The sequence below is a fragment of the Pseudomonas fuscovaginae SE-1 genome (assembly GCF_000364705.1).
Taxonomy (GTDB): Bacteria; Pseudomonadota; Gammaproteobacteria; order Pseudomonadales; family Pseudomonadaceae; genus Aquipseudomonas; species Aquipseudomonas fuscovaginae_A.
The window spans coordinates 1-23,061 of sequence record NZ_AQOH01000056.1; the positions used below are offsets into that span (position 1 = coordinate 1).

The 23,061-nt window shown below is 64.5% G+C and carries 19 protein-coding genes; 8 read left to right on the forward strand and 11 right to left on the reverse strand.

Annotated features, from left to right (window positions below):
• The 3 genes from K675_RS0106275 to K675_RS0106285 all read left to right on the forward strand — a co-directional run.
• The coding region (locus K675_RS0106275; protein ID WP_026144978.1) for a GGDEF domain-containing protein at positions 1–1,539 on the forward strand (1,539 nt) is incomplete at its 5' end.
• Between the two features lie 97 nt (positions 1,540–1,636).
• A complete protein-coding gene (locus K675_RS0106280) occupies positions 1,637–2,419 on the forward strand; it encodes an N-acetylmuramoyl-L-alanine amidase (protein WP_017902659.1) in 783 nt (260 codons plus the stop codon).
• A 76-nt stretch (positions 2,420–2,495) separates the two neighbouring features.
• Entirely contained in the window at positions 2,496–4,112 is a 1,617-nt protein-coding gene (locus K675_RS0106285) for an EAL domain-containing protein (protein WP_026144979.1), read from the forward strand.
• Between the two features lie 173 nt (positions 4,113–4,285).
• Here the strand turns inward: K675_RS0106285 and K675_RS0106290 are convergent, their stop codons facing one another.
• Together K675_RS0106290 and algB are read right to left on the reverse strand one after the other, a co-directional pair.
• Complete coding sequence (locus K675_RS0106290) at positions 4,286–6,061, reverse strand: ATP-binding protein (RefSeq protein ID WP_026144980.1); 1,776 nt, start codon at positions 6,059–6,061, stop codon at positions 4,286–4,288.
• Between the two features lie 9 nt (positions 6,062–6,070).
• A complete protein-coding gene (gene algB / locus K675_RS0106295; RefSeq protein WP_017902662.1) occupies positions 6,071–7,417 on the reverse strand; it encodes a sigma-54-dependent response regulator transcription factor AlgB in 1,347 nt (448 codons plus the stop codon).
• A 450-nt stretch (positions 7,418–7,867) separates the two neighbouring features.
• On the opposite strand from algB, the gene K675_RS0106300 reads away from it, so the two are divergent.
• From K675_RS0106300 to K675_RS0106320, 5 genes are all read left to right on the forward strand, one after another.
• The gene (locus K675_RS0106300) at positions 7,868–8,152 is read left to right on the forward strand and encodes a hypothetical protein (RefSeq protein WP_017902663.1); all 285 of its coding nucleotides are present in this window, start codon (positions 7,868–7,870) and stop codon (positions 8,150–8,152) included.
• Between the two features lie 90 nt (positions 8,153–8,242).
• A complete protein-coding gene (locus K675_RS32105) occupies positions 8,243–8,407 on the forward strand; it encodes a DUF1328 domain-containing protein (RefSeq protein WP_017902664.1) in 165 nt (54 codons plus the stop codon).
• A gap of 2 nt (positions 8,408–8,409) precedes the next feature.
• Positions 8,410–8,877 carry an inhibitor of vertebrate lysozyme family protein gene (locus K675_RS0106310; protein ID WP_017902665.1) on the forward strand — a complete coding sequence of 156 codons (468 nt, stop codon included), beginning with the start codon at positions 8,410–8,412 and terminating at the stop codon, positions 8,875–8,877.
• A gap of 668 nt (positions 8,878–9,545) precedes the next feature.
• Positions 9,546–10,847 carry a glutamate/aspartate:proton symporter GltP gene (gene gltP, locus K675_RS0106315; protein ID WP_017902666.1) on the forward strand — a complete coding sequence of 434 codons (1,302 nt, stop codon included), beginning with the start codon at positions 9,546–9,548 and terminating at the stop codon, positions 10,845–10,847.
• A 241-nt stretch (positions 10,848–11,088) separates the two neighbouring features.
• Positions 11,089–12,318: a nucleoside recognition domain-containing protein gene (locus tag K675_RS0106320; RefSeq protein WP_017902667.1), complete on the forward strand. Its 1,230-nt coding sequence runs from the start codon at positions 11,089–11,091 to the stop codon at positions 12,316–12,318.
• Between the two features lie 156 nt (positions 12,319–12,474).
• Here the strand turns inward: K675_RS0106320 and K675_RS0106325 are convergent, their stop codons facing one another.
• From K675_RS0106325 to K675_RS0106365, 9 genes are all read right to left on the reverse strand, one after another.
• Positions 12,475–13,107: an ABC-type transport auxiliary lipoprotein family protein gene (locus tag K675_RS0106325; protein WP_017902668.1), complete on the reverse strand. Its 633-nt coding sequence runs from the start codon at positions 13,105–13,107 to the stop codon at positions 12,475–12,477.
• Entirely contained in the window at positions 13,104–14,042 is a 939-nt protein-coding gene (locus K675_RS0106330) for an MlaD family protein (RefSeq protein WP_017902669.1), read from the reverse strand. Before K675_RS0106330 ends, K675_RS0106325 begins: the two co-directional genes overlap by 4 nt.
• A 1-nt stretch (position 14,043) precedes the next feature.
• Positions 14,044–14,847, reverse strand: coding sequence for an ABC transporter ATP-binding protein (locus K675_RS0106335; RefSeq protein ID WP_017902670.1), 804 nt, complete (start codon positions 14,845–14,847; stop codon positions 14,044–14,046).
• Entirely contained in the window at positions 14,844–15,989 is a 1,146-nt protein-coding gene (locus K675_RS0106340; RefSeq protein ID WP_017902671.1) for an ABC transporter permease, read from the reverse strand. Before K675_RS0106340 ends, K675_RS0106335 begins: the two co-directional genes overlap by 4 nt.
• Before the next feature lie 64 nt (positions 15,990–16,053).
• Positions 16,054–17,085: a DUF5924 family protein gene (locus tag K675_RS0106345; RefSeq protein ID WP_017902672.1), complete on the reverse strand. Its 1,032-nt coding sequence runs from the start codon at positions 17,083–17,085 to the stop codon at positions 16,054–16,056.
• Between the two features lie 222 nt (positions 17,086–17,307).
• A complete protein-coding gene (locus K675_RS0106350) occupies positions 17,308–18,684 on the reverse strand; it encodes a M16 family metallopeptidase (protein ID WP_017902673.1) in 1,377 nt (458 codons plus the stop codon).
• A 55-nt stretch (positions 18,685–18,739) separates the two neighbouring features.
• Entirely contained in the window at positions 18,740–20,398 is a 1,659-nt protein-coding gene (locus K675_RS0106355) for a Na/Pi cotransporter family protein (protein ID WP_017902674.1), read from the reverse strand.
• A gap of 211 nt (positions 20,399–20,609) precedes the next feature.
• Entirely contained in the window at positions 20,610–21,380 is a 771-nt protein-coding gene (locus K675_RS0106360; protein WP_017902675.1) for a TerC family protein, read from the reverse strand.
• A 69-nt stretch (positions 21,381–21,449) separates the two neighbouring features.
• Entirely contained in the window at positions 21,450–22,757 is a 1,308-nt protein-coding gene (locus K675_RS0106365; protein WP_017902676.1) for a CitMHS family transporter, read from the reverse strand.
• Positions 22,758–23,061 lie beyond the last annotated feature (304 nt).

Consider the following 23,061-nt stretch of genomic DNA (forward strand, 5'->3'; position numbering starts at 1 on the left):
GAGGGGGGGGAGCCTGTGGCGCCAGCGGCGGGCGCCGTGGCGCCTGTTGCCGCGTCAGTTGCCGCAACCCAGCCCGTCGCTGCCGTCGAGGCGGTTGTGCCGGCGGTCGAAGCGCCTGCCCCCCCTGCGCGGGTGACGGCCCCCGCCGCCGAGTCGACCCCGCCGGTCGCTCCCGTCGAGGCCGTTGCCTACACCCCGCCAGCGGTCACGCCTGCGCCCGAGCCGGTGCTCTCCGAGTCCCCGTCTGAGGTCCTCCCGCTGGCCGCCGCACCTGCGCCCGAAACGGCACCGCAGGCAGAGGCCGCGGCCGGGCCGAAGTCTGAGCCCGGGCTCGCCGATCAGCCCGAAGTGGTCACTCCCGCTCCGGCTCCGGCGCTGGCCTTCCTCGACAGCCTGCCGCTGCCGCCGGTGATGGCGGAAGCGCTGGCGGCGGTGCACCCCGAGGATAACGATCAGGATGTGCTCTATGCCCTGCCGGAGTCGCCGGAGCCGTCCTACAGTTCGGTGGCCGAGCACATCGAGTCGACGCTGCTCGGCCTGCTGGACGAGCTGTCGTTGCCCGAACGCCACCGGCCGCACGCCGAAGGCATGCGCCATCGCCTCGAACATGGATTGAACTGGTACGAACTGCTGCCGATCCTCGACGATCTGGCCGTACTGATGCTGGCGATCAACGACAGTGGGCAGCATGAGTTCGAGGTTTACCTCAAGCAGCTCAACGAGCGCCTGGAATCCTTCCAGAGCAATTTGCGGGCGGCCAGTGAAGGTCATGCCGAAGGCCGTTCGGCGGCCAACGACCTGCACAGCCAGTTGCGCGAGCACGTCGACGGCCTGCAGAGCAGCGTCCAGGCCGCAGCCGACCTCGACAGCCTCAAGCATGTCCTGGAAAACCGTCTCGAAGACCTGCTGGGTACCATGGACAAGCACCAGCAGGAACGCGATATCCGCGAGCAGGAAGTCGCCGCGCGCCTGCAGAGCCTGTCCGAGCGGGTGGCGCACATGGAGCAGGAAGCCCAGGGCTATCGCGATCACCTCGAGGAGCAACGGCAGAAGGCCCTGATCGACCCGCTCACCGGCCTGCCGAACCGCGCCGCCTGGGGCGAGCGCCTGGATCATGAGGTCGCGCAGTGGCAGCAGCATGGCAACACCCTGCTGATCGCCATTCTCGACCTCGACCACTTCAAGCGCATCAACGACAGCTACGGTCACCTGGCTGGCGACAAGGTGCTGAAGATCATTGCCACCGTGCTGCGCAAGCAATTGCGCGGCAGCGACTTCATCGCCCGTTTCGGCGGTGAGGAGTTCGTCCTGCTGATGCCGGCGACGCCGGTGGCGACCGGTCTCAAGCTGGCCGAGAACCTGCGCGCGGCCATCGAGGCCTGCCCGTTCCACTTCAAGGGCGAACGGGTGACCATCACCGTTTCCCTCGGGGTCTCGGCGTTCAAGGCCGGCGAACGTAGCGATCATGTGCTCAAAAGAGCCGACGAGGCGTTGTATCGGGCGAAAAACGGCGGGCGTAACCGGGTGGAGCTGGGCTGAACCGCAGCTGTCGTTTTGTCACGGAATCTTGCTTTGGTCGGTGTCGGGGGCCGGGGTACGTTATGCTAGAGCGTTACTGCCCTGGTTTTCGTTGCATATGAAACTGCTTCCTCTCCTCATCGCGGGCCTGTTGCTCGCGGGCTGCACCAGCGGCCCGCGCATCGACACCAGCCACCCTTCGGTCAACCACGACAGCCGCGCACAGTTCGTCATCGTCCACTACACCTCGGCGAACATGGAAAACTCGCTGCGCCTGCTGACCCATGGCCAGGTCAGCAGCCACTACCTGATCGGCGACAACAACCCGGCCACGATCTACAAGCTGGTCGATGAAAGCCGGCGGGCCTGGCACGCCGGCGAAAGCGAGTGGCAGGGGCGTACCTGGCTTAACTCCAGTTCCATCGGCATCGAGATCGTCAACCCGGGGTTCCGCGATACGCCCACGGGCCGCGTCTGGTACCCCTACAGCGAGGCTCAGATCCAGGCGTTGATCATCCTGCTCAAGGACATCGTCAAGCGCAATAATATCGAGCCACGCCATGTGATCGGCCACAGCGATATCGCGCCGATGCGCAAGCAGGACCCGGGCCCGCTGTTTCCCTGGAAACGCCTGGCCGCCGAGGGCCTGGGTGTCTGGCCCGATGAGCAGGCGGTGGCACGCCAGCAGCAGGTGTATGCGTACCAGTTGCCGAGTGCCAGCTGGTTCCAGCAGCAGTTGCGCTACCTGGGCTATACCACCACGCCGCAGACCGGAGACTGGGACCAGGGCACACGCTACGCTCTGGCGGCGTTCCAGATGCATTTCCGCCCGGCGCGCTTCGATGGCGTGGCCGATGCGCAAAGCGCGGCGATCCTGCAGGTGCTCAATCGGTCAAAATAACGTCACCGCCGGACGGTCCGGGCGATTCTGCCAATCAGTTGCTATAACTCATTGGTAATCCTTCGGATATTCCATGATGCCGGCCCCCCGAGAGACGTTGCGCGCCTGGTTTCATCGTCCCTGGTCGCAGGCATTGCTGGCTGCGCTGTTCAGTGCCGTCCTGTTGCTGAGTGGCAGCCTGGGCGTGGTCGTGCGCCAGGTCCGACAGCAGGAAAGCGAGCAGATGAATGCCCAGGGCCGGCGTTTCCTGGAGCGCCTGGAGCAACTGTTCGGCCAGTTGCGCGAGGGTCTCGATGTGCTCGAGGCCCAGCCGCTGAGGGGCTGTGACGGGCGAATGATCGAAACCCTGCAGCAATTGAGTTTCAGCTACCGCTTCATCTACGAAGCCTTCTACGTCGACGCCAGCGAGTCCTGTTCCAACTGGCGGCGCCAGGACTCGCAGGTCTCCTATCGTGAGCCGGACATCCGTGGTCCGACCTACAGCTACTGGCTCAACACGTCGACCGAGCCCAACGATAACCTGGCGGCACTGATGCTCGGACGTGGCAATTTTCGGGTCTCGACCTCCCGCGGCCACCTGAGCGATGTCGTCGAGCTGCCGCCCGGGGCGAGCCTGCTGGTGGTCGTCAATCATGGCCGGCGGGCGATCCCGGTTCTCGGACCCTTGCAGAGCTGGCCGCCGCAGGGCTGGACCGCCCGGGGTCGCGATCCGTTGCTGACCACCGACCGCGAGCTGATCTATCGTATGCCCACCAGCACCCCCGAGTACCAGTTGGTGATGGTCGCGCCGCGCAGTGCGATGCAACTGCGCTTCAGTCCGCTCTGGTGGTGGCTGCTGCCCGCCAGCCTGATGATCGCCGCCTGCATCGGCGGTTTGATCCTGCAACTGGCCCGGCAGCGTCAGTCGCTCAACGGCGAGTTGCAGGGTGCGCTGCGCCGCGGGGAGATGCAGGTGCTCTACCAGCCGATCTTCGATCTCGGCAGCCGGCATTGCGTCGGTGCCGAGGCGCTGGTGCGGTGGCGGCGTCCGGACGGCACGCTGACCAGCCCCGACCTGTTCATTCCCCTGGCGGAAGATACCGGGCAGATCCGCCAGATCACCGATTTCGTCCTGCAACGCCTGCTGGAACAGCTCGGGCAGACGCTGCGGGCCAATCCCCAGTTGTATATCTCGGTCAACCTGGCGGCCTGCGATGTGATGGTGCCGCGCGTCGGCGAAGTCATCGGCCGGCTGCTGCGGGCGTACCGGGTGGCGCCGCGGCAGATCGCCTTCGAAGTCACCGAGCGTGGCCTGATCGACGTGGTGGTGGCCCGGGACAACCTCCAGGCCCTGCGCAATCTCGGGCACCAGGTGCTGATCGACGATTTCGGCACCGGCTATTGCAGCCTCGCCTACCTGCAGACCCTGCCGGTGGATTGCCTGAAGATCGACAAGGCGTTCATCGATGCCCTCGGCCATGACGCGGCCAGCAGTGGCGTGGCGCCGCATATCATCCGCATGGCCCATGCCCTGCAATTGCGGGTGATTGCCGAGGGTATCGAGTACGAATCCCAGGCCATGCTGCTCAGCAGCGAAGGCGTCAGCTACGGTCAGGGCTGGCTGTTCGCCCAGGCACTGACCGCGGTGCAGTTCATCGAGATGATCAGCCGTGGCCGGCGCCTGGCGAGCCGCCGGCTGGATGACGAGGCCTGAACGGCGCAGGTCCCGGTGTCCAGGGTGGCCAGTTCGCTTACCCAACTGCGGCCCCGGTCTTCGCCAGGTGGCGTTGCCATTCCTCGCTGTAGCCCTGCCACGACTCGTCATGTCGTCTTGCCTGGCAAACCCTTGGACTCGAATTCAAGTATTCGAATCAACCGTACAGGACACTAGACGGGCAGCGCCATGTAGAACTGGGTGCCCTGCCCCGGCCGCGAATAGACGCCCATGCGTCCGCCATGCAACTGGACGATTTCCTTGCACAGCGCCAGGCCCAGGCCCGCTCCTCCCTTCTTGCGCCCGACCTGGACGAAGGGTTCGAAGATCCGCCCCTGCTGGCCGTAGGCGATACCTTCACCGTTGTCTTCGACACTGATGATCACCCGTTCGCCATGGCGTCGCGCCTGCAGGCGGATCTGCCCGGCACTGGCGGTATGGCGCAGGGCATTGCCGATCAGGTTGTCGAGCACTCGCTCCAGTTGCGCCTGGTCCGCATGCAGGCGGGGCAAGGGTGGCTGGATCTCGGTCAGCAGGTCGATGCCCTGCTCCCGGGCCTCTGCGGTGAAGCGTTCGCGGGCCTTGTCCAGCAGTTGGCCGATGTCGCAGGGAGCCAGCGTGAGCTTCTGCAGGCCGTTCTGGTAGCGCGAGAAGTTCAGCAGGTCGTTGATCAGTTGCATCAGCCGCTGCATCTCCTCGTTGACCGTGCTGAGCAGGTCCGCCTCGCGCGATTCGGCATCGAAATGCACGCGCTCCTGCAGCAGCCCGAACGCCATGTGCATGCCGGTCACCGGCGTGCGCAACTCATGGGAGGCACGCAGGACGAATTCGCTGCGCACCCGTTCGAAGGCGCGCTGTTCGGTGACGTCGTGCAGCACCATCACTGCACCGAGGATGTGGCCCTGGGGGTGACTGACCGGTGTCAGGCTGTAGGTCAGCAGGCGGGATTCGCCGTCGACCTCGACCTCGAGGTCTTCCGGTGCCCGTTCCAGGCTGCCGCCGCGCAGGATCAGGCTCAGTTGCTCGTCGAGTTCCGGACGGCCGAGGGCCTCGCCCAAGCCCTGGCCGAGGCGCTCGGCATCCCAGCCCAACTGGCGCTGGGCTACCGGGTTGAGGTGTTCCAGGTGACCCTGGCGATCGATCATCAGCAGTCCGTCGTCGATGCTGTCGAGCACCGATTGCAGCCGCTGCTGGCCGGCCAGCAGTTCGTCGATGTTGGTTGCCTGGTGCTGGCGCAGTGCCTCGGCCATGAGGCCGAAGCGCCGGGTCAGCTGGTTCATCTCGGTGGCCGAGGAGATCGGCAGGGTCACCTCGAAGTCGCCCTGGCCGACCCGGTCCGCCGCCTTGGCCAGCGCCTCGATAGGGGCGCCGATGCGCTGGGCGATACCGTGGGCAGTGATGAAGCCGATGATCAGCACCGCCAGGGCGACCAGTCCGAGCAGCCCGGCGATCAGCATGGCGCTGCCGCGGGCGGAGCTTTCCGCGTTGCTGATATCGTCCAGGGCCTCCTTGTGTGCGCTGAGAAGGCCGTTGCGCAGGGTGTTGAAGCGGGTGATGAGTTCGCTGTTGCTGGTCTTCGTATCGGGGGAGTCGGAGGCCTGCAGGAAGTTTTCGTAGTCGATCCGGGCCTGGGCGAAGCCGCCGCGCAGGTGTTTGTTCTGTTCGTGCCGGATACCTTCTTGGAGCAACTGCCAATATTGCTCACGTGAAGCCTGCAAGGCGGCCTGGTCGGGATGTTCGCTGAGCATCATGGCCAACTGGTCGCCCAGGCTCTGGCGCATCTTGAGACCCAGGTCGAGGGTGATGAAGTTGTCGCGGATCAGTGACTCCTGGCTCTTGGCCATTTGCACCACGCTGAACAGTCCCAGCAGCAGCCCCAGCAAGGCCACGGTCATCAGTGCCGAAATGCTCAGGAACAGACGGGTGCGCAGCTTCATCGCAAGCTTCATGGGGTGGGCTCACAGGTTGTACTGTTTGCGTTTGCGGTACAGCGTCGAGGCGTCGATGCCCAGGGTCTTGGCGGCCTGGTCGAGGGTGTCGCTGGTGGCCAGCACCGCGCCGATATGGGCTTTCTCCAACTCGTCCAGGCTCATCGGCGCACCGATGCGCGGGGCATTGTTGACCGGTTGCTCGCCCATGCCCAGGTGGCTGACCTCCACCCGTTCCTGAGGGCAGATGATGCTGGCGCGCTCGATCACGTTGCGCAGCTCGCGGATATTGCCCGGCCAGCGGTAGTTGACCAGTGCCTCGCGGGCCTCCTCGCTGAAGCCGCGGGCCGGCCGGGCGTATTCCTTGACGAAACGCGCGAGGAAGCGGTCGGCCAGGGCCAGGATGTCTTCGCTGCGCTCGCGCAGGGGCGGCAGATGCAGGGTGATGACATTGAGGCGATAGAGCAGGTCCTCGCGAAAGCGCCCTTCGCGCGCCATGTCTTCCAGGTTGAGATTGGTGGCGGCGAGGATGCGCACATCGGCCCGACGGGTCACCGGGTCGCCGACCCGCTCGTATTCCTTGTCCTGGATGAAGCGCAGCAGCTTGGGTTGCAGGGTCAGGGGGAAGTCGCCGATCTCGTCGAGGAACAGCGTGCCGCCGTCGGCCTGGTTGACCCGCCCGAGCGTGCTTTCGCTGGCACCGGTGAAGGCGCCGCGGCTGTGGCCGAACAGTTCGCTTTCCATCAACTCGGCGGTCAGCGACGGGCAGTTGATGGTGACGCAGGATTTTTTCGCGCGCTTGCTCCAGCCGTGGATGGCCCGGGCCAACTCGCCCTTGCCGGTGCCGGACTCGCCAAGTATCAGGATGTTGGCGTCGGTGCCGGCGACCTGGCGGGCGGTTTCCAGCACCACCATCATCGCCGGGCTGTGGGAGTCGAGGCCGTCCTTGGGCTTGCGCACTTCGCCCTCGAGCGCTTCCAGGCGCGCCGAGAGTTGCCTTACCTCCAACTGCTTGGCCGTGGCCAGGCGCAGTTGGTCGGGGCTGCAGGGCTTGACCAGGTAGTCCGCGGCGCCGGCCTGGATCGCGTCGACGGCGGTATCCACCGCCGAGTGCGCGGTGACGATCACCACCCGCATCCACGGTGCCTGGATGCGCATCTGGGCCAGCACGTCGAGGCCGTTGTCCTCGCCCAGGCGCAGGTCGAGGAAGCACAGGTCGAACACCTGGCGCTGCAGCAGGGTATCGGCCTGGGCCGCGCTGTTGGCCGTGGCGACGCTGTAGCCCTCGTCCTCCAGGCAATAGCGGAAGGTGCGAAGGATGGCGGACTCGTCATCCACCAGCAGAATACGGCCTTGGTGTTCCGGGGCTGATTCCATCACCCGCGCTCCTTATATATGTGTGTGTTGCCGGTGTACCCCGGGCGATTCGGGCAGCTTGCATGGTCTGTTCTGATCGCTACCTGCGCATGCAGGGTAACCATCCCCGGCGCTGTTTGCTAACCCGCTGATTTGAGGAATTTTTCATCGTCTCAGCTTCCGACAACCGACATTCCGGCAAATTCCGGCGGATTTGCCACGGGGCTCTCCGGCATCTTAGGCGCTGTCCCGTGGGGCTGTCGTGCATTGTGCACGACGCCAACCCGGGGGATCGTGCAGGATGCTACTCCGGTGTTTCGGTATTTGTTTATAACTACCTGATTTTATTGGTTTTTATCTGACAAAAAAATTGGCATGCGCTCTGCAATGTACCTCTTACACGAGGTTGGGTCGGCGTCGTGCCATTCCAGCCAGAAACAAAGATAAAGACAGTGTCGGAGGAGTTTCAGGATGAGTCGCCAACTTGCCGTCCCATTGCGTATTTCGTCGCTCCACGTGCAGCAGGCGCTGTTCGCTCTCCTCGCGCTGGTCATCACGCTGATTGTCGGCCAGGCGTTCATGCGCTGGACCCAGCCGACAGTCGAGCATCAGCGAGTGTTCTTCCAGGCTCCCGTGCAAACCCACTTCAGCGCCATCGGCAGTGCGTCGAGCGACCCGGTCGCCTATCGCCTGACGGCGGTGGAGCAAGCCGAACCCCTGGACGACCTGCCACGCCAGGATCGTTGGGTGTTCTAGGCAGGACGCGCCGGCCACCGGGTGCGGCGTGGTAACCCGCAGTAAAAGGCAGCAGCCATACATCGCAGGACCAAGGTAAGGAGAGTCATCATGCTGAGTTGGGCAATCACATTCCTGATCATTGCCATTGTCGCCGCTGTACTGGGCTTCGGTGGTATCGCCGGCACCGCCACAGGTATCGCCAAGATTCTCTTTGTCGTGTTCCTGGTGATGTTCATCGCTTCGTTCCTGTTCGGTCGTCGCGGTCGAGGCTGATCATGGTCAAGCCAACCCTGAAAATCGCGGCCGCCGCCTTACTGCTGGCCGCCAGCGCCGGGGCGCTGGCGGCCAACGACGGCCAGGCGCGGGTCAACGAGCTGTTGAGTTCGGCGCCCGAGTACCGCGAAGCCTGGCAGGACGTGGTGCGCAAGGAAGAACGCCTGCCCGAGTGGGTGATGAACCTGTCGGGCAGTTCCGAGCAGATGACCGCGGTCGAGGAGGATGGCGACAAGTATCTGGTCGGTCCGCTCTGCGAGACTGCGGACAGTTGCCGCACCAAGCGGCTGATCGTCGCCTTCAGCTTCGACAGGAAGCACGCCTACGCGATGCTGGTGGAAGTACCCGCAGGCCTGCCCGCCGACAAGTCGCCGACCCGCCACGCCGACTACCGCTTCCTCGGCAAGCCCGACGAAGGCATGCAGGGGCTGCTGAGGGAGCAATTGAAGAAGGATCCGAACTGGTACTGAGTTCGACGCATTGAAAGAGCAGAAGCTCGTCGAGGGCTTCTACCCCTGCATCGCCCGAGGACGGCGAATGCATGACCAGGGGGCCGGGATGCTCTGATTGTTGCAGGATCGGAGCGACCTACGGGTACAGGGAGTGCCTGCGCAAGGGCCGGGTCAGGTGAAGGCGGCGGTCGGCAAGCCGTGGGGCGGTCCCCGCGGTTTGCCACTGCTGTCGTCTTATGTCGTTTGGACATGAAGTGCGGATTCGTATCGGATCCAATATCGCTGTGACCGTACATCCAGAAAACCTTTTTTCATTGTTCTGGTCAAAGGCCCGATCTGTAGGGTTTTTCGAATATTTCCAGTCGGGTTTACCCATTCCCCGAGTGATATGAATCGCTCCATGAAGGCCGGATTACGGCCATCACGACGGCAGAAATGACCTCTTTGCCTAGCCTTGAAATGGCCTATTGTCGAACAAAACTCATGCCGATTCGGCATGGGGTAGACGGTTACGGCATTAGACGTGCCTCCCCCGCGCCGCAATAGTTGCGCCTTTTTTCGCCAGCCAGCGAGCTCCCGGCTTGTCGGCGGTGACCTTCCATGGAGGGCAGATGGGGACTTCCCGCATGCCTGGGCGTGCTGGCAGGACGCATTGGCCCGAGTCCACTTGAAGTAAGGGTAATAAGATGAAGAAGGCAAAGCTCAGCCTCGCCTGGCAGATCCTCATCGGTCTGGTACTGGGGATTGCACTCGGCGCGCTGCTCAACCATTTCAGTGCGGAAAAGGCCTGGTGGATCAGTAACGTGCTGCAACCGGCAGGCGATATCTTCATCCGCCTGATCAAAATGATCGTGATCCCGATCGTCATTTCCTCGCTGATCGTCGGCATCGCCGGTGTCGGTGATGCGAAGCAGTTGGGGCGCATCGGTCTCAAGACCATCATCTACTTCGAGATCGTCACCACCATCGCCATTCTCGTCGGCCTGGTGCTGGCCAACGTGTTCCACCCGGGCGCCGGCATCGACATGAGCACCCTGGGCACCGTGGACATCTCCAAGTACAAGGCCACCGTCGCCGAGGTGCAGCATGAGCATGCGTTCATCGAGACCATCCTCAACCTGATCCCGTCGAATATCATCGCCGCCATGGCCCGTGGCGAGATGCTGCCGATCATCTTCTTCTCGGTCATTTTCGGTCTGGGTCTGTCGAGCCTGCAGGCCGAACTGCGCGACCCGCTGGTGAAGATGTTCCAGGGCGTCTCGGAAACCATGTTCAAGGTCACCCACATGATCATGAACTATGCGCCGATCGGTGTGTTCGCCCTGATCGCCGTGACCGTGGCCAACTTCGGCTTCGCTTCGCTGTTGCCGCTGGCCAAGCTGGTGGTGCTGGTCTACGTCGCCGTCTTCCTGTTCGCCTTTGTCGTGCTCGGCCTGATCGCGCGCCTGTTCGGTTTCTCGGTGATCCGGCTGATGCGCATCTTCAAGGACGAACTGATCCTGGCCTATTCCACCGCCAGCTCGGAAACCGCGTTGCCGCGGATCATCGAGAAGATGGAAGCCTATGGCGCGCCGAAGGCCATCTGCAGCTTCGTGGTGCCGACCGGCTACTCGTTCAACCTCGACGGTTCGACGCTGTACCAGAGCATTGCGGCGATCTTCATCGCCCAGCTCTATGGCATCGACATGTCCATCAGCCAGCAATTGCTGCTGGTGGTGACCCTGATGGTGACCTCCAAGGGCATTGCCGGCGTACCGGGTGTTTCCTTCGTGGTGCTGCTGGCGACTCTGGGCAGTGTCGGCATTCCGCTGGAGGGCCTGGCCTTCATCGCCGGTGTCGACCGCATCATGGACATGGCGCGTACCGCCCTGAACGTGATCGGCAACGCCCTGGCCGCCCTGGTCATCGCCCGCTGGGAAGGCCTGTATGACGATGCCAAGGGCGAGCGCTACTGGAACTCGCTGCCGCACTGGCGCAGCAAGGCCTGATTGACGCCGATTGTTCCCACGCTCTGCGTGGGAACACCTCATCGGACGCTCCGCGTTCCGCTTCAGCCTGGCGACGCGGAGCGTCGAGGGCTGCATTCCCACGCAGAGCGTGGGAACGATCGAATCTCTGTGTGGGAACGATCGAATCATCTCTGATCGGATGACAGACCCCGGACTCTCCGGGGTTTGTTGTTTCTGGCCCGACCGTTATCATTCGCCGCATCTTCCAGGAGTTTTCCCGATGCTCAATGGCCTGTGGCTTGGCTTTTTCGTGGTGGCGACCGTTTCGGCGCTGGCGCAATGGCTGGTGGGTGGCAATCACGCGATCTTCGCCAGCATGGTCGAAAGCATCTTCGCCATGGCCAAGCTGTCGGTGGAGGTCATGGTCCTGCTGTTCGGTACCCTGACGCTCTGGCTCGGCTTTCTGCGCATCGCCGAAAAGGCCGGGATCGTCGACTGGCTGGCCAAGGCCCTCGGTCCGCTGTTCAGCCGACTGATGCCGGAAGTGCCACGCGGTCACCCGGCCATCGGCCTGATCACCCTCAACTTCGCCGCCAACGGCCTGGGCCTGGACAACGCCGCCACGCCCATTGGCCTGAAGGCCATGCGCGCGCTGCAGGAGCTCAACCCGAGCCAGACCGTGGCGAGCAATGCGCAGATCCTGTTCCTGGTGCTCAACGCCTCGTCACTGACCCTGTTGCCGGTGACCATCTTCATGTATCGCGCCCAGCAGGGCGCTCCGGACCCGACCCTGGTGTTCCTGCCGATCCTGCTGGCGACCAGCGCCTCGACCCTGGTCGGCCTGCTGTCGGTGGCGGTGATGCAGCGCCTGCGGCTGTGGGATCCGGTGGTGCTGGCCTACCTGGTGCCGGGCGCGCTGATCCTCGGCGGTTTCATGGCGGTGCTGGCCGGCCTCTCGGCCACCGCGCTGGCGAGCCTGTCGTCGATCCTCGGCAACCTGACGCTGTTCGGCTTGATCATGCTGTTCCTGGTGATCGGCGCCTTGCGCAAGGTGAAGGTCTACGAGGCCTTCGTCGAGGGCGCCAAGGAAGGTTTCGACGTGGCGAAGAACCTGCTGCCGTACCTGGTGGCGATGCTCTGCGCGATTGGTGTGCTGCGCGCGTCCGGGGCGCTGGATTTCGGTCTCGACGGCATTCGCCATCTGGTGCAGTGGGCCGGTTGGGACACGCGTTTCGTCGACGCGCTGCCGACGGCGATGGTCAAGCCGTTCTCCGGCAGTGCCGCGCGGGCGATGCTGATCGAAACCATGAAGACCCAGGGTGTGGACAGCTTCCCGGCGCTGGCGGCGGCGACCATCCAGGGCAGTACCGAGACCACGTTCTATGTGCTGGCGGTGTACTTCGGCGCGGTGAACATCCAGCGCGCCCGGCATGCGGTGGGCTGTGCCCTGCTGGCGGAGCTGGCCGGGGTGGTGGCGGCGATCGGGGTTTGCTACTGGTTCTTTGGCTGAGGCCAACGCTGGCTTTGGTGGCGAGCGGGCTTGCCCGCGCTGGGCTGCAAAGCAGCCCCAACATCAGAAAACCCGGTGTATCTGACCGAGCAAGGTGTCTGGCTTTAGGGCTGCCGCGCATCCCAGCGCGGGCAAGCCCGCTCGCCACAGGAGTCTTCAGCGTTTAGCTGAAATCTGGCCCTGCTGCACCGCCCAGCCGATCACCTGCGTGGTCAGCCTGTCCCCGGCCTGGCCAAAGCTGGCCACCACGCCCGGCACCTGCTTGTCGCCCAGCGGCTGACGCACTTCGAAGCGGCGGCTGGCGAGAATCCGCTGGTCGCTGTCGCGCACCAGCCGCGCATCCAGGCGGATCACCACCTCGGCGTCCTGCCCGTGATATTCGGTCTGGAACGCCTGCAACTCGCCACCCAGCTCGAAGTCCGCACGCAGGTTGCTGTCATCGGTACTCAGCAGGCGTACCCGGCCATCACGCTGGAATGCATCGAGCAGTCGGTTGCGCAGCAGCACCGGCGCCGGGTCGCTCCAGCGCGAGGCCTTGTAGTGGCTGATCAGGTCGCCCTGGGGGATGACGGCGATGTCCGGACTGTTCAGGGCCTCACCGGCGATCGGCTTGGCGATCCGCAGCGACCAGCCGACTGGCTGGACCGCTGATGCCGCCGCGCTGCTCTGCGCGGTCGGCAGTCGGTAGACATCCACCGGCTCGGCTTCGGGCAGGATCGAGCAGGCGCTACCCAGGACCAGTCCGGCGATCAGGGTCAGGTAACTCAGGGCGCGATGGGCAAGCCTCATGGGGTGAATTCCTTGTTCTTGTCACGGCCCAGCAGGTAGCCGCTGGGGTTGGCGTTCAGGCGCTGCGAAACGGTCTTCAGGCTGCTCAGGGTCTCACGCAGTTCGCGGATCGCCGGGGCCAGCTCGTTGAGCCCCTGCAGGCCGCTGTTGACCGAGTCCTGGTTGGTGGCTAGCAGCTTGTCGAGCGTCGCGCTGCTGCGCTCCAGCGACTGCATGGCCCGCTCGGCACTGCCCAGGGCCTGGGTCCCCTGCTTGTCCAGCAGGTTGTTGGCGTTGCGCATCAGTTGTGAAGTCTGCTCCAGGGTGCCGCTGACCTGCTTGCCGACCTGGGTCATCTGCTGCAGGACCTGGCGGATGTCGTCGCGCTGGCCGGCGATGGCGCCGGTGGTCTGCCGCAGGTTGTCCAGGGTTTTGCTGACGTTCTCGACATTTTGCGGGGAAAACAGCTCGTTGGCATTGTGCAGCAACAGGTTGATGCCGCTCATCAGGTCGCTGCTGTCGCTGAGCAGGCGGGAAATCGGCGAGGGCGAGGCGATGATCTCCGGCAGCTTGCCGTCCTTGCCCTTGAGCTCGGGGCTCTGCGGCGTGCCGCCGCTGAGCTGGATCAGCGAGGTGCCGGTGATCCCGGTCAGGGCCAGCTTGGCCCGGGTGTCTTCCTTGATCGGGGTGTCGCCGACCAGGCGGATGCGCGCCAGTACCCGGCGCGGGTCCTGCGGATCGAGGCTCAGCTGCAGCACGTCACCGACCTTGATTCCGCTGTACTGCACCGGGCTGCCCCGTGACAGGCCGCTGACCGCCTCGTTGAAGACCACCTCGTAGTCCTTGAACGCGGTATCGACGCTGGACTTGGCCAGCCACAGGCCGAAGAGCAGCGCGCCGAGCACCACCAGTACGCTGAACAGGCCGATCATCACATGATGGGCACGGGTTTCCATCTCATCCCTCCTTGAGCGGTGTGGCCGCGTTGTAGGCGGCGCGGCCCCGTGGGCCGTGGAAGTATTCGTGAATCCAGGGGTGGTCGGTTTCGGCGACCCGATCGATCGCGTCGGCCACCAGCACGCGTTTCTGCGCCAGTACCGCGACCCGGTCGGTGATGGTGTAGAGGGTGTCGAGATCGTGGGTGATCAGGAACACGCTCAGGCCCAGGGCGTCGCGCAGGGTCAGGATCAACTGGTCGAAGGCGGCGGCGCCGATCGGGTCGAGGCCGGCGGTGGGCTCGTCGAGAAACAGGATGTCCGGGTCCAGGGCCAGCGCGCGGGCCAGGGCCGCACGCTTGATCATCCCGCCGGACAGCGAGGACGGGTACTTGTTGGCGGCCGACAGCGGCAGGCCGGACAGCGCCAGTTTCACGCAGGCCAGGTGCTCGGCGTCGGCCCGGCTGAGGCCGGCGTGCTCGATCAGCGGCAGGGCGACGTTCTCGACCACGGTCAGCGAGGAAAACAGTGCGCCCTGCTGGAACAGCACGCCAAAGCGCCGCTCGACCTGCGAGCGTGCCTGTTCCGGCAGGCTTGGCAGATCCTGGCCGAACACCCGCACCTGGCCGTCACTGGGTTGGCGCAGGCCGATGATGCTACGCATCAGCACCGACTTGCCGGTGCCGGAGCCACCGACCACCGCCATGATCTCGCCCTTGTACAGGTCGAGGTCGAGGTTCTCGTGCACGCTCTGCGCGCCGAAGCGATTGCACAGCCCGCGCACCTCGATCACCGCTTCGCTGGGCGGTCGCGTTGCCCGGCTCACCAGCCCATCTCCATGAAGAACAGCGCGGCGACGGCGTCGAGCACGATCACGATGAAGATCGACTGGACCACGCTGGAGGTGGTGTGGGCACCGACCGACGCGGCGCTGCCGCTGACCTTGAAGCCTTCCAGGCAGCCCACGGCGGCGATCAGGAAGGCGAAGAACGGTGCTTTCACCAGGCCGACGAGGAAATGCTGGATGCCGATGTCGGCCTGCAGCAGGGACAGGAACATCGCCGGCGAGATATCCAGCGACAGCGCGCAGACCACCCCGCCGCCGACGATGCCGCAGAGCATGGCGAGGAAGGTCAGCATCGGCAGGGCGATCAGCAGCGCCAGCACCCGCGGCAGCACCAGCAGTTCCATGGGATCGAGGCCGAGGGTGCGGATGGCGTCGATCTCCTCGTTGGCCTTCATCGAGCCGATCTGCGCGGTAAAGGCACTGGCGGTGCGGCCGGCCATCAGGATGGCGGTCAGCAGCACACCGAATTCACGCAGGAAGGAGAACGCCACCAGGTCGACGGTAAAGATGCTCGCACCGAAACTGGCCAGGACCGTGGCGCCGAGAAACGCCACCACGGCACCGACCAGGAAGGTCAGCAGGGCGATGATCGGTGCGGCGTCGAGGCCGGTCTGCTCGATATGCGCGACCATCGGCGTGAGGCGCCAGCGCGAAGGCCGCAGCAGGCCGCGGGCCAGGGTTTCGAGGATCAGGCCGACGAAACCGAGCAGTTGCTGGGTGTCCTGCCAGACCTTGTCCACGGCTCGGCCGATCCGTTCCAGCACTTGCATGCCGGCGGCCTGTTCCGGTTCCCTGACCGGTTCGCAGAAGTCGGCGAGCGAGCAATACACGGTCTGCAACAGCGCGCGGTCGGCGGCGGACAGGTGCTCGGCCTGATCGGCCAGGTGCCCCAGGCGCTGGGCCCCCAGCAGTTCCACCAGCAGCGAGGCTCCGGCGGTGTCGAGGGCGCCCAACTGGTCGAGGTCGACGGTGGTGTTGGCGTCGTAGTGGCCGATCAACCCGGCGCTGCGGCGCTTGAGTTCACTGTAGTGGGCCAGCGTCCAGTCGCCGCTGATCCGCAGGCGCGGTGGGCTCGTCGAGGTGTCCAGTTGGGCGTTGCCGGCCATCGTGCTGATGATCATGGGCTTCCGGGCGTAACAGGGGTTTATGCAAACCTCTGTAATAGCACGAGAGTCTGACAAATCACTAGGACCCTTGTGCGGTCTTTGCCGGGTCGATGATCTCGAAACGCAGCACGCCGAGCATCTGTCCGTCCTCGGTCAGCACCCGTACCAGCCAGCGGCCGCTCGGGTCGGCGGGGAAATTCTGTTTGTGTGTCCAGGCGCGGTAGCCTTCCTTGCGTCCACCGTGGATATCCAGGGCGATCCGGTCGACTTCGCGGCCATTGAATTCCCAGACATGGTAGATCCGCTCGTCCAGCCCGCGTGGCGCGTTGATCGAGGTGTAGGCGTAAAGCCCGCCGCTGCGCACCTGGGCGGCGTCGACCTGTTCCAGGCTGGCGCCGGGGGTGCGGTCCTGCAATTGGGTGGTCACCGCGACCTCGGTCATCCACAGGGTCGCTGGCGGTACCCAGGAGCGCAGCAGCCAGCCAGCGCCGCCGACGGCCAGGGTCACGCTGACCAGCATCAGCCAGCCACGCAGGCTGCGCAGCGGCAGGCTCACCGCCAGGCTCGGGATCGACAGCAGCAGCGCGGTGCCCAGGGCCAGCTTGTAGCTCTGGGCGGTGGTCAGGTGGAGGATGATCGGCAGCGCGGTGAGCATCGCGGCGAACAGTGTCAGGGTGTGCAGACCGAGCAGCAGCCAGCGCTTGGGGGCCAGCCATTTGTAGTACAGCGGGTCGGTGATCGACACCAGCGCCGCTGCGCCGAGCAGGCTGGTGAAGACCAGTTGGCCACTGTTCCAGGTGGTGGTGACGAAGAAGAACGGCAGGACGAAGAACAGGCTTTCCTGGTGGATCAGCTGAGTTGCGTAGCGCAGCAGCGGTTCGGGGATTTCGCGCTTGAACAGCCGGCTGAACAGTTGGGTCAGGGTGTTTTCCAGCATCAGCCAGACCCAGCTCAGCAGCAGTACGATGGCGATCAGGCTGGCCTTGCTCTGCTGGCGGTCGATGAGGATGAAGCTGGCGATCCCCGAGCAGAAGCCGAAGGCGGCGATGGCCCCCGGGTAACGCTTCATCAGTTCGAGGACGCGTTGGATGAGGAGGGTCAGCTGGGTCATGCGATGGTTCACTGGACTGGGGTACGAAATGGCCCGACACAATACAGTTTTAACGCAAGAGATGGGAGCAATCCCACTGCCTGGCGGTACCCCTTGCCTGATCGTTCCCACGCTCCGCGTGGGAACGCAGCCTGTGACGCTCTGCGTCACAAGAGCAGACGCCGAGCGTCCAGGAAGGCATTCCCACGCTGAGCGTGGGAACGATCGGACATGGAGGTGCTGTCAGTGCCGGCGCCAGGCTCGCCAACCCAGCGGGATCATGATCAGCAAGGCCAGCAGCCCCACCCCCAGCCACATCAACTGATCATAGCTGAGCAGCGGCTTTTCGATCCGCAGGTAGCCCGGTTGCTCGAACAATTTGCGCATGGCCTGGTCGGCCTGCTTGAGTGTCACCGCCTGCAGGGCCTTGGCCGGGTTGCTGAAGTGGCCGTCCTCGTAATCGCCCAGGGCGCCCCAGTAGTAGTCGGCCAGCGCGCTGTTGCCCTGCACCGCCCAGGCCTGACGGGCGATCGCGGCCTGTTGCAGGCGGGCGAAGGTGGCCGGGTCGAGGCCGTCCCGGAGCAACTGGGCCTTCAGGTCGGCCAGCACCTGTCTGGCCTGTGCGAGATTGTCCCGTTCGACATCGGCATTGAGACTGAAGAAACCGATGCCACCGAGCACTTCGCGTTCGCTCCACGGACCGTACGACAGGCTGTGGGCCAGCCGCAACTGGCGATACAGCGCCCAGTCCAGATAGTCCTTGAGCAGGTCGAGGGCCGCGTCGGGCTGGTCCTCCTGTACCGGTTCGGGAAACAGCCAGTGGATCTTCGCGCCGTTGCCGACCCAGCCCCGGATCAGGTCGCGTTCGGCGGCGGCATGCTGCAGGATCTGCGGCAGCGGCAGGTGGTCGTTGGGTTCGACCGGTTCCAGCGCGCCGAAGGTTCGATCCAGGTAGGCCGGCAGCAGGCGGTCGAGCTCGCCGACCATGATCAGGGTCATGTTGTTCGGCGCATACCAGTTTTTGCGCAGCGCCTCCAACTGTTTCCGGGTCAGGTCCGCGACCCCTGCCCGCTCGCGGCATTTCAGCCCGAGTTCGACGGCCAACTGCTCACTGCTGCGATGGCCGGTCTGCTGAATGTCCAGCCAGCGCTGCAGGTGCGAGTAGTGTCCGCCGTCCTCGCGCTCGACCACCTGCTTGGCGGCGGCGATGTCGGCATCGCTGAAACGGGTCCTGGTCAGCACGGCGAGCAGCAGGTCGAGAATCTTGCGCTGGTTGTTGGCCGGCGCCTCGATCACGAAGGTGGTGTCGGCATCGCTGGTGTAGGCGTTCCACTCGCCGCCCAGGGCCTGCATGCGTTCTTCCAGGCCGCCCTCGCCGCCAGCGTCGATGCCGCTGAACAACAGGTGTTCGAGCAGGTGCGGCAGCTCCTTGTCGGCACAGGCGAAATCGTCGAAGCCGACCCCCACCACCAGCCGGATCGACACGTGCCCACGCTCGTTGCCCGGCTTGAGCAGCAGTTGCAGGCCATTGGGCAATTGATAGCCCTCGACCTGGAAGCGATCAAGGGCCTGGGCGGGGATCAGCGTGAACAACAGACAAACGAACAGCAGGCAACGCATAACCAATTTCCGCGAGCGGGTTCCTACGCACAGACAACGGTCAAACCGTGGACGTTCAAGGCGAGTGGGTGATATCGGCTGTTTCTTCCGAGGCCAGTGCCCCGGTCTCGGAGGTTTCCAGGACCACGTAGGCGCTGCTGCAGAATAACGAATTCAGGCGCTTCATGTCGGCAATCAGCTCCAGATGCAGGGAACTGGTCTCGAGGCTCTGTACGATCTTTCGTTGCAGGCGGCTGACGTGGGCGTGGGCCAGGCGCCGCTCCTGGGCGCGGAACCGGCGTTTTTCCCGCAGCAACTGCCGGGCGCTCTCGGGGTCGGAGCTGAGGAACACCGACAGGCCCAGGCGCAGGTTGTCGATCAGTTGGCTTTGCAGACCGGCCAGCTCCTCCAGGCCGTCTTCGGAGAACGAGCGGCGCTTGGCGGTTTTCTGCTGTTGGACCTTGCGCAGCATGCGTTCGATCAGGTCGGCCGCCAGCTTCAGGTTGATCGCCAGCTCGATGATTTCCGCCCAGCGGCGGCTGTCCTGTTCGCCCAGATCCTCGCGGGGCATCTGCGCCAGGTAGAGTTTGACCGCGTTGTAGAGCACTTCGACGTCGTCGCTCAGGCGGCGCATTTCGATGGACACGGTGGTCTGCTTGCCGCGCAGAACGTCCCGCATGACGTCGAGCATGTTGTCGATCAGGTCGCCGATACGCAGAGTCTCACGGGCGGCGTTGGACAACGCGAGGCCAGGGGTGGCGAGCGCGGCCAGATCGAGGTGGCGGGGCTTGAGCTTGCCGTTGGTTTCCGGCCGTTCCGGCAGTAGCCAGGCGCATAGCCGGGCCATCTGACCGACGCTGGGCAGCAGGATCAGGCAGCGCACGGTGTTGTAGAGCAGGTGGAAGCCGATCACCGTTTCCTGCGGGCTGAAGTCCAGATCGTCGAGCCAGTTCACCAGCGGGGTCAGCACGGGAATGATCAGCAGCAGGCCAATCAGCTTGTACAGCAGGCTGCCGAGGGCGACCTGGCGGCCGGCGGCGTTCTGCATGCTGGTGCCGAGGAAGGCCAGCACGCCGCTGCCGATGTTGGCGCCGATCACCAGGCCGATGGCCACCGGCAGGCCGATCACCCCGGCGCCGGCCAGGGTCGCGGTGAGCAGCACGGCGGCGAGGCTGGAATAGGAAATCATCGCGAACAGCGCACCGACCAGGGCATCGAGCAGGATGTCGCCGGTCAACGAGGCGAACACCACCTTCACGCCCTGGGCATGGGTAATGGGAGCGGCGGCTTCGACGATCAGTTGCAGGGCGAGGATGATCAGCCCCAGCCCGATGCCGACACGGCCGAGCTGCCCGGCGCGGGTCTGCTTGCGCGAGAGGAAGAAGATCACCCCGAGGAAGATCAGCAGCGGCGACAGCCAGGACAGATCGAAGGTCAGCACCCGCGCCATCAGCGCGGTGCCGACGTCGGCACCGAGCATGGTGGCCAGGGCCGGGGTCAGCGCCATCAGGCCCTGGCCGACGAAAGAGGTCACCAGCATCGCCGTGGCGTTGCTGCTCTGCACCAGGGCGGTGACGAGGATGCCGGCGACGAAGGCCAGTGGGCGTTTGCTCATGTTCTGGCCGATGACGTGGCGCAGGTTGGAGCCGTAGACCCGCAGGATGCCGGTACGGACGATGTGCGTGCCCCAGATCAGCAGGGTCACGGCGGAAAGCAGATTGAGCAGGGTCAGCATGGTGGGCCCCCTGGGGTGCTGGTGCCCCAGAGGGGCAAGTTGAAGGTATCGCGCGTCTTTCGATGTCTTGTCCTTTAGCTTTAGCCGGCTATCGGAACGAGCGCCAGCATGGCACAGCTGTCGCTGCGCCTGAAACAAAACTGTCATGAATGAAAAGCAGGAAAGGGGCCACGCATGGGCCCCTTTCCTGTTTCTTCAGCGCGCGGCGGGTCTATTGACCCGGAATGTCCTTGCGCAGTTTCACCGGATCCTTCTGGGCCTTCTTTTTCGCCATCGCGGTGCGCATCTTGATGTTGATCGCCTCCACGGCCAGCGAGAACGCCATGGCGAAGTAGACATAGCCTTTCGGTACGTGCACTTCGAAGGCCTCGGCGATCAGCACGGTGCCGACCACGATCAGGAACGACAGCGCGAGCATCTTCAGCGACGGGTGCTTGTCGATGAAGTCGCCGATGGACTTGGAGGCCAGCATCATCACCAGTACCGCCACGACGATGGCCGCGACCATCACCGGCACATGGGAAACCATGCCCACGGCGGTGATCACCGAGTCCAGGGAGAACACGATGTCGATGATCGCGATCTGGATGATGGTGTAGAGGAAGTTGCCGCCCTTGCCCTTGGGCTCGTCGTCGGCGCTTTCGTCCTCACCCTCCAGGCCGTGATAGATCTCCTGGGAGCTTTTCCACAGCAGGAACAGGCCGCCGAAGAACAGGATCAGGTCGCGTCCGGAAATGCCCTGGCCGAACACCACGAACAGGTCGGCGGTCAGGCGCATGACCCAGGTGATCGACAGCAGCAGCATGATCCGCGTGATCATCGCCAAGGCCAGACCGAAGATCCGGGTGCGCTGCTGCATGTGCTTGGGCATGCGGCCGACCAGGATCGAGATCATGATGATGTTGTCGATACCCAGGACGATCTCCAGGGCGGTCAGGGTGAAGAAGGCCACCCAGATTTCCGGGTTGGTCAGCCAATCCATGTGTGTTCCTTTGCTCGTGTGTTGGGCCGGCCCGGCGGCGCTTGCCGGGCTGGCGGTGAGTCGTTGTCGTTATAGACTGCCGAAGAGCGGGAATGTCCCCAGCAGCAGTGCGCCCACCAGTATGCACAGACACACCAGTACAGCCCATTTCAGGGTGAAGCGCTGGTGATCGCCGAATTCGATGCCGGCCAGCGCCACCAGCAGGTAGGTCGACGGCACCAATGGGCTCAACAGGTGGACGGGCTGACCGACGATCGAGGCACGTGCCATTTCCACCGCGCTGATGCCGTAGTGGCTGGCGGCTTCGGCCAGGACCGGCAGCACACCATAATAGAACGCATCGTTGGACATGAAAAAGGTGAACGGCATGCTCGCCAGGGCGGTGATCACCGCCAGGTATGGGCCGAGTGCCGGCGGGATCACCGCCAGCAGGCTCTTGGACATGGCGTCGACCATGCCGGTGCCCGACAGGATACCGGTGAAGATACCCGCGGCGAAGATCAGCCCGACCACCGCCAGGACGCTGCCGGCGTGCGCGGCGATGCGGTCCTTCTGCTGCTGCAGGCAAGGGTAGTTGACGATCATGGCGATACTGAACGCGACCATGAACAGCACCGGCAGTGGCAGCAGGCCGGCGATCAGGGCGCACATCAGGCCCAGGGTCAGGGCGCCGTTGAACCAGATCAGTTTCGGCCGGCGGGCCTCGGGGAACTGCGAGACGCTGATTTCACTGTGGTCGATGTCGTCGCCGAGAATGTGCAGCTCACCCAGGCGAGCCCGCTCGCGCTTGCCGTAGAAGTAGGCGATCACCAGGATTGCCAGCACGCCGGCACACATCGCCGGGATCATCGGCACGAAGATGTCCGACGGGTCGACGTGCAGCGCGCTGGCGGCACGGGCGGTCGGGCCGCCCCAGGGGGTCATGTTCATCACCCCGCCGGCGAGAATGATCAGCCCGGCCATGATCCGCGGGCTCATGCCGATGCGGCTGTACAGCGGCAGCATGGCGGCCACGCAGATCATGTAGGTGGTGGCGCCGTCACCGTCGAGCGAGACCACCAGGGCCAGCACGGCGGTGCCGACCGAGACCTTCAAGGGGTCGCCCTTGACCAGCTTGAGGATCTTGCGCACGGCCGGGTCGAACAGGCCGGAGTCGATCATCAGGGCGAAGTAGAGAATGGCGAACATCAGCATCACGCCGGTCGGCGCGAGCTTGGTGATGCCTTCGATCATCATCTTGCCGATGGTGGCGCCGAAGCCGCCGAACAGGGCGAAGAGGATCGGCACGATGATCAGGGCGATCAGCGCCGAGAGGCGCTTGGTCATGATCAGGTACATGAAGGTAATGACCATGGCGAAGCCAAGGAAAGTCAGCATGGGAGTACTCCGGGCGTAACGCGGCTGGGGAAAGGCTAGGCGGCTGGGGTCAGCGCAGGGCGGGCGCGGGCGTTACGGGCGGATTTGCAGCGAACAGGCGGGTCGTAGCGGACATCGGTATCACCATTGTTGTTGTTGATTGGGCCTTGGGCGCGCCTGTGGGGCACGACCCGGCCGACCGGTCTGGTTGCCGGTGGTGAGGCGATGCTAATGGGGGAAGCTTTCAGCCAGCTTTCGTGGCTGAAGGTTGGTTTCTGAAGGGGGGCGCCTTTCTTCGCGGATCAATCCTGCTCCCACGGGGTTG

Coding starts and splice junctions, on each gene's coding strand:
- K675_RS0106350 (WP_017902673.1), bottom strand. CDS start 18,684: ATGCGTTGCCTGCTGTTCGTTTGTCTGTTGTTCACGCTGATCCCCGCC.
- K675_RS0106285 (WP_026144979.1), top strand. CDS start 2,496: ATGCCGGCCCCCCGAGAGACGTTGCGCGCCTGGTTTCATCGTCCCTGG.
- gltP (WP_017902666.1), top strand. CDS start 9,546: ATGAAGAAGGCAAAGCTCAGCCTCGCCTGGCAGATCCTCATCGGTCTG.
- K675_RS0106330 (WP_017902669.1), bottom strand. CDS start 14,042: ATGGAAACCCGTGCCCATCATGTGATGATCGGCCTGTTCAGCGTACTG.
- K675_RS0106345 (WP_017902672.1), bottom strand. CDS start 17,085: ATGACCCAGCTGACCCTCCTCATCCAACGCGTCCTCGAACTGATGAAG.
- K675_RS0106355 (WP_017902674.1), bottom strand. CDS start 20,398: ATGCTGACCCTGCTCAATCTGCTTTCCGCCGTGACCCTGCTGATCTGG.
- algB (WP_017902662.1), bottom strand. CDS start 7,417: ATGGAATCAGCCCCGGAACACCAAGGCCGTATTCTGCTGGTGGATGAC.
- K675_RS0106290 (WP_026144980.1), bottom strand. CDS start 6,061: ATGAAGCTTGCGATGAAGCTGCGCACCCGTCTGTTCCTGAGCATTTCG.
- K675_RS0106340 (WP_017902671.1), bottom strand. CDS start 15,989: ATGATCATCAGCACGATGGCCGGCAACGCCCAACTGGACACCTCGACG.
- K675_RS0106310 (WP_017902665.1), top strand. CDS start 8,410: ATGGTCAAGCCAACCCTGAAAATCGCGGCCGCCGCCTTACTGCTGGCC.
- K675_RS0106280 (WP_017902659.1), top strand. CDS start 1,637: ATGAAACTGCTTCCTCTCCTCATCGCGGGCCTGTTGCTCGCGGGCTGC.
- K675_RS0106300 (WP_017902663.1), top strand. CDS start 7,868: ATGAGTCGCCAACTTGCCGTCCCATTGCGTATTTCGTCGCTCCACGTG.
- K675_RS0106320 (WP_017902667.1), top strand. CDS start 11,089: ATGCTCAATGGCCTGTGGCTTGGCTTTTTCGTGGTGGCGACCGTTTCG.
- K675_RS0106365 (WP_017902676.1), bottom strand. CDS start 22,757: ATGCTGACTTTCCTTGGCTTCGCCATGGTCATTACCTTCATGTACCTG.
- K675_RS0106325 (WP_017902668.1), bottom strand. CDS start 13,107: ATGAGGCTTGCCCATCGCGCCCTGAGTTACCTGACCCTGATCGCCGGA.
- K675_RS0106360 (WP_017902675.1), bottom strand. CDS start 21,380: ATGGATTGGCTGACCAACCCGGAAATCTGGGTGGCCTTCTTCACCCTG.
- K675_RS32105 (WP_017902664.1), top strand. CDS start 8,243: ATGCTGAGTTGGGCAATCACATTCCTGATCATTGCCATTGTCGCCGCT.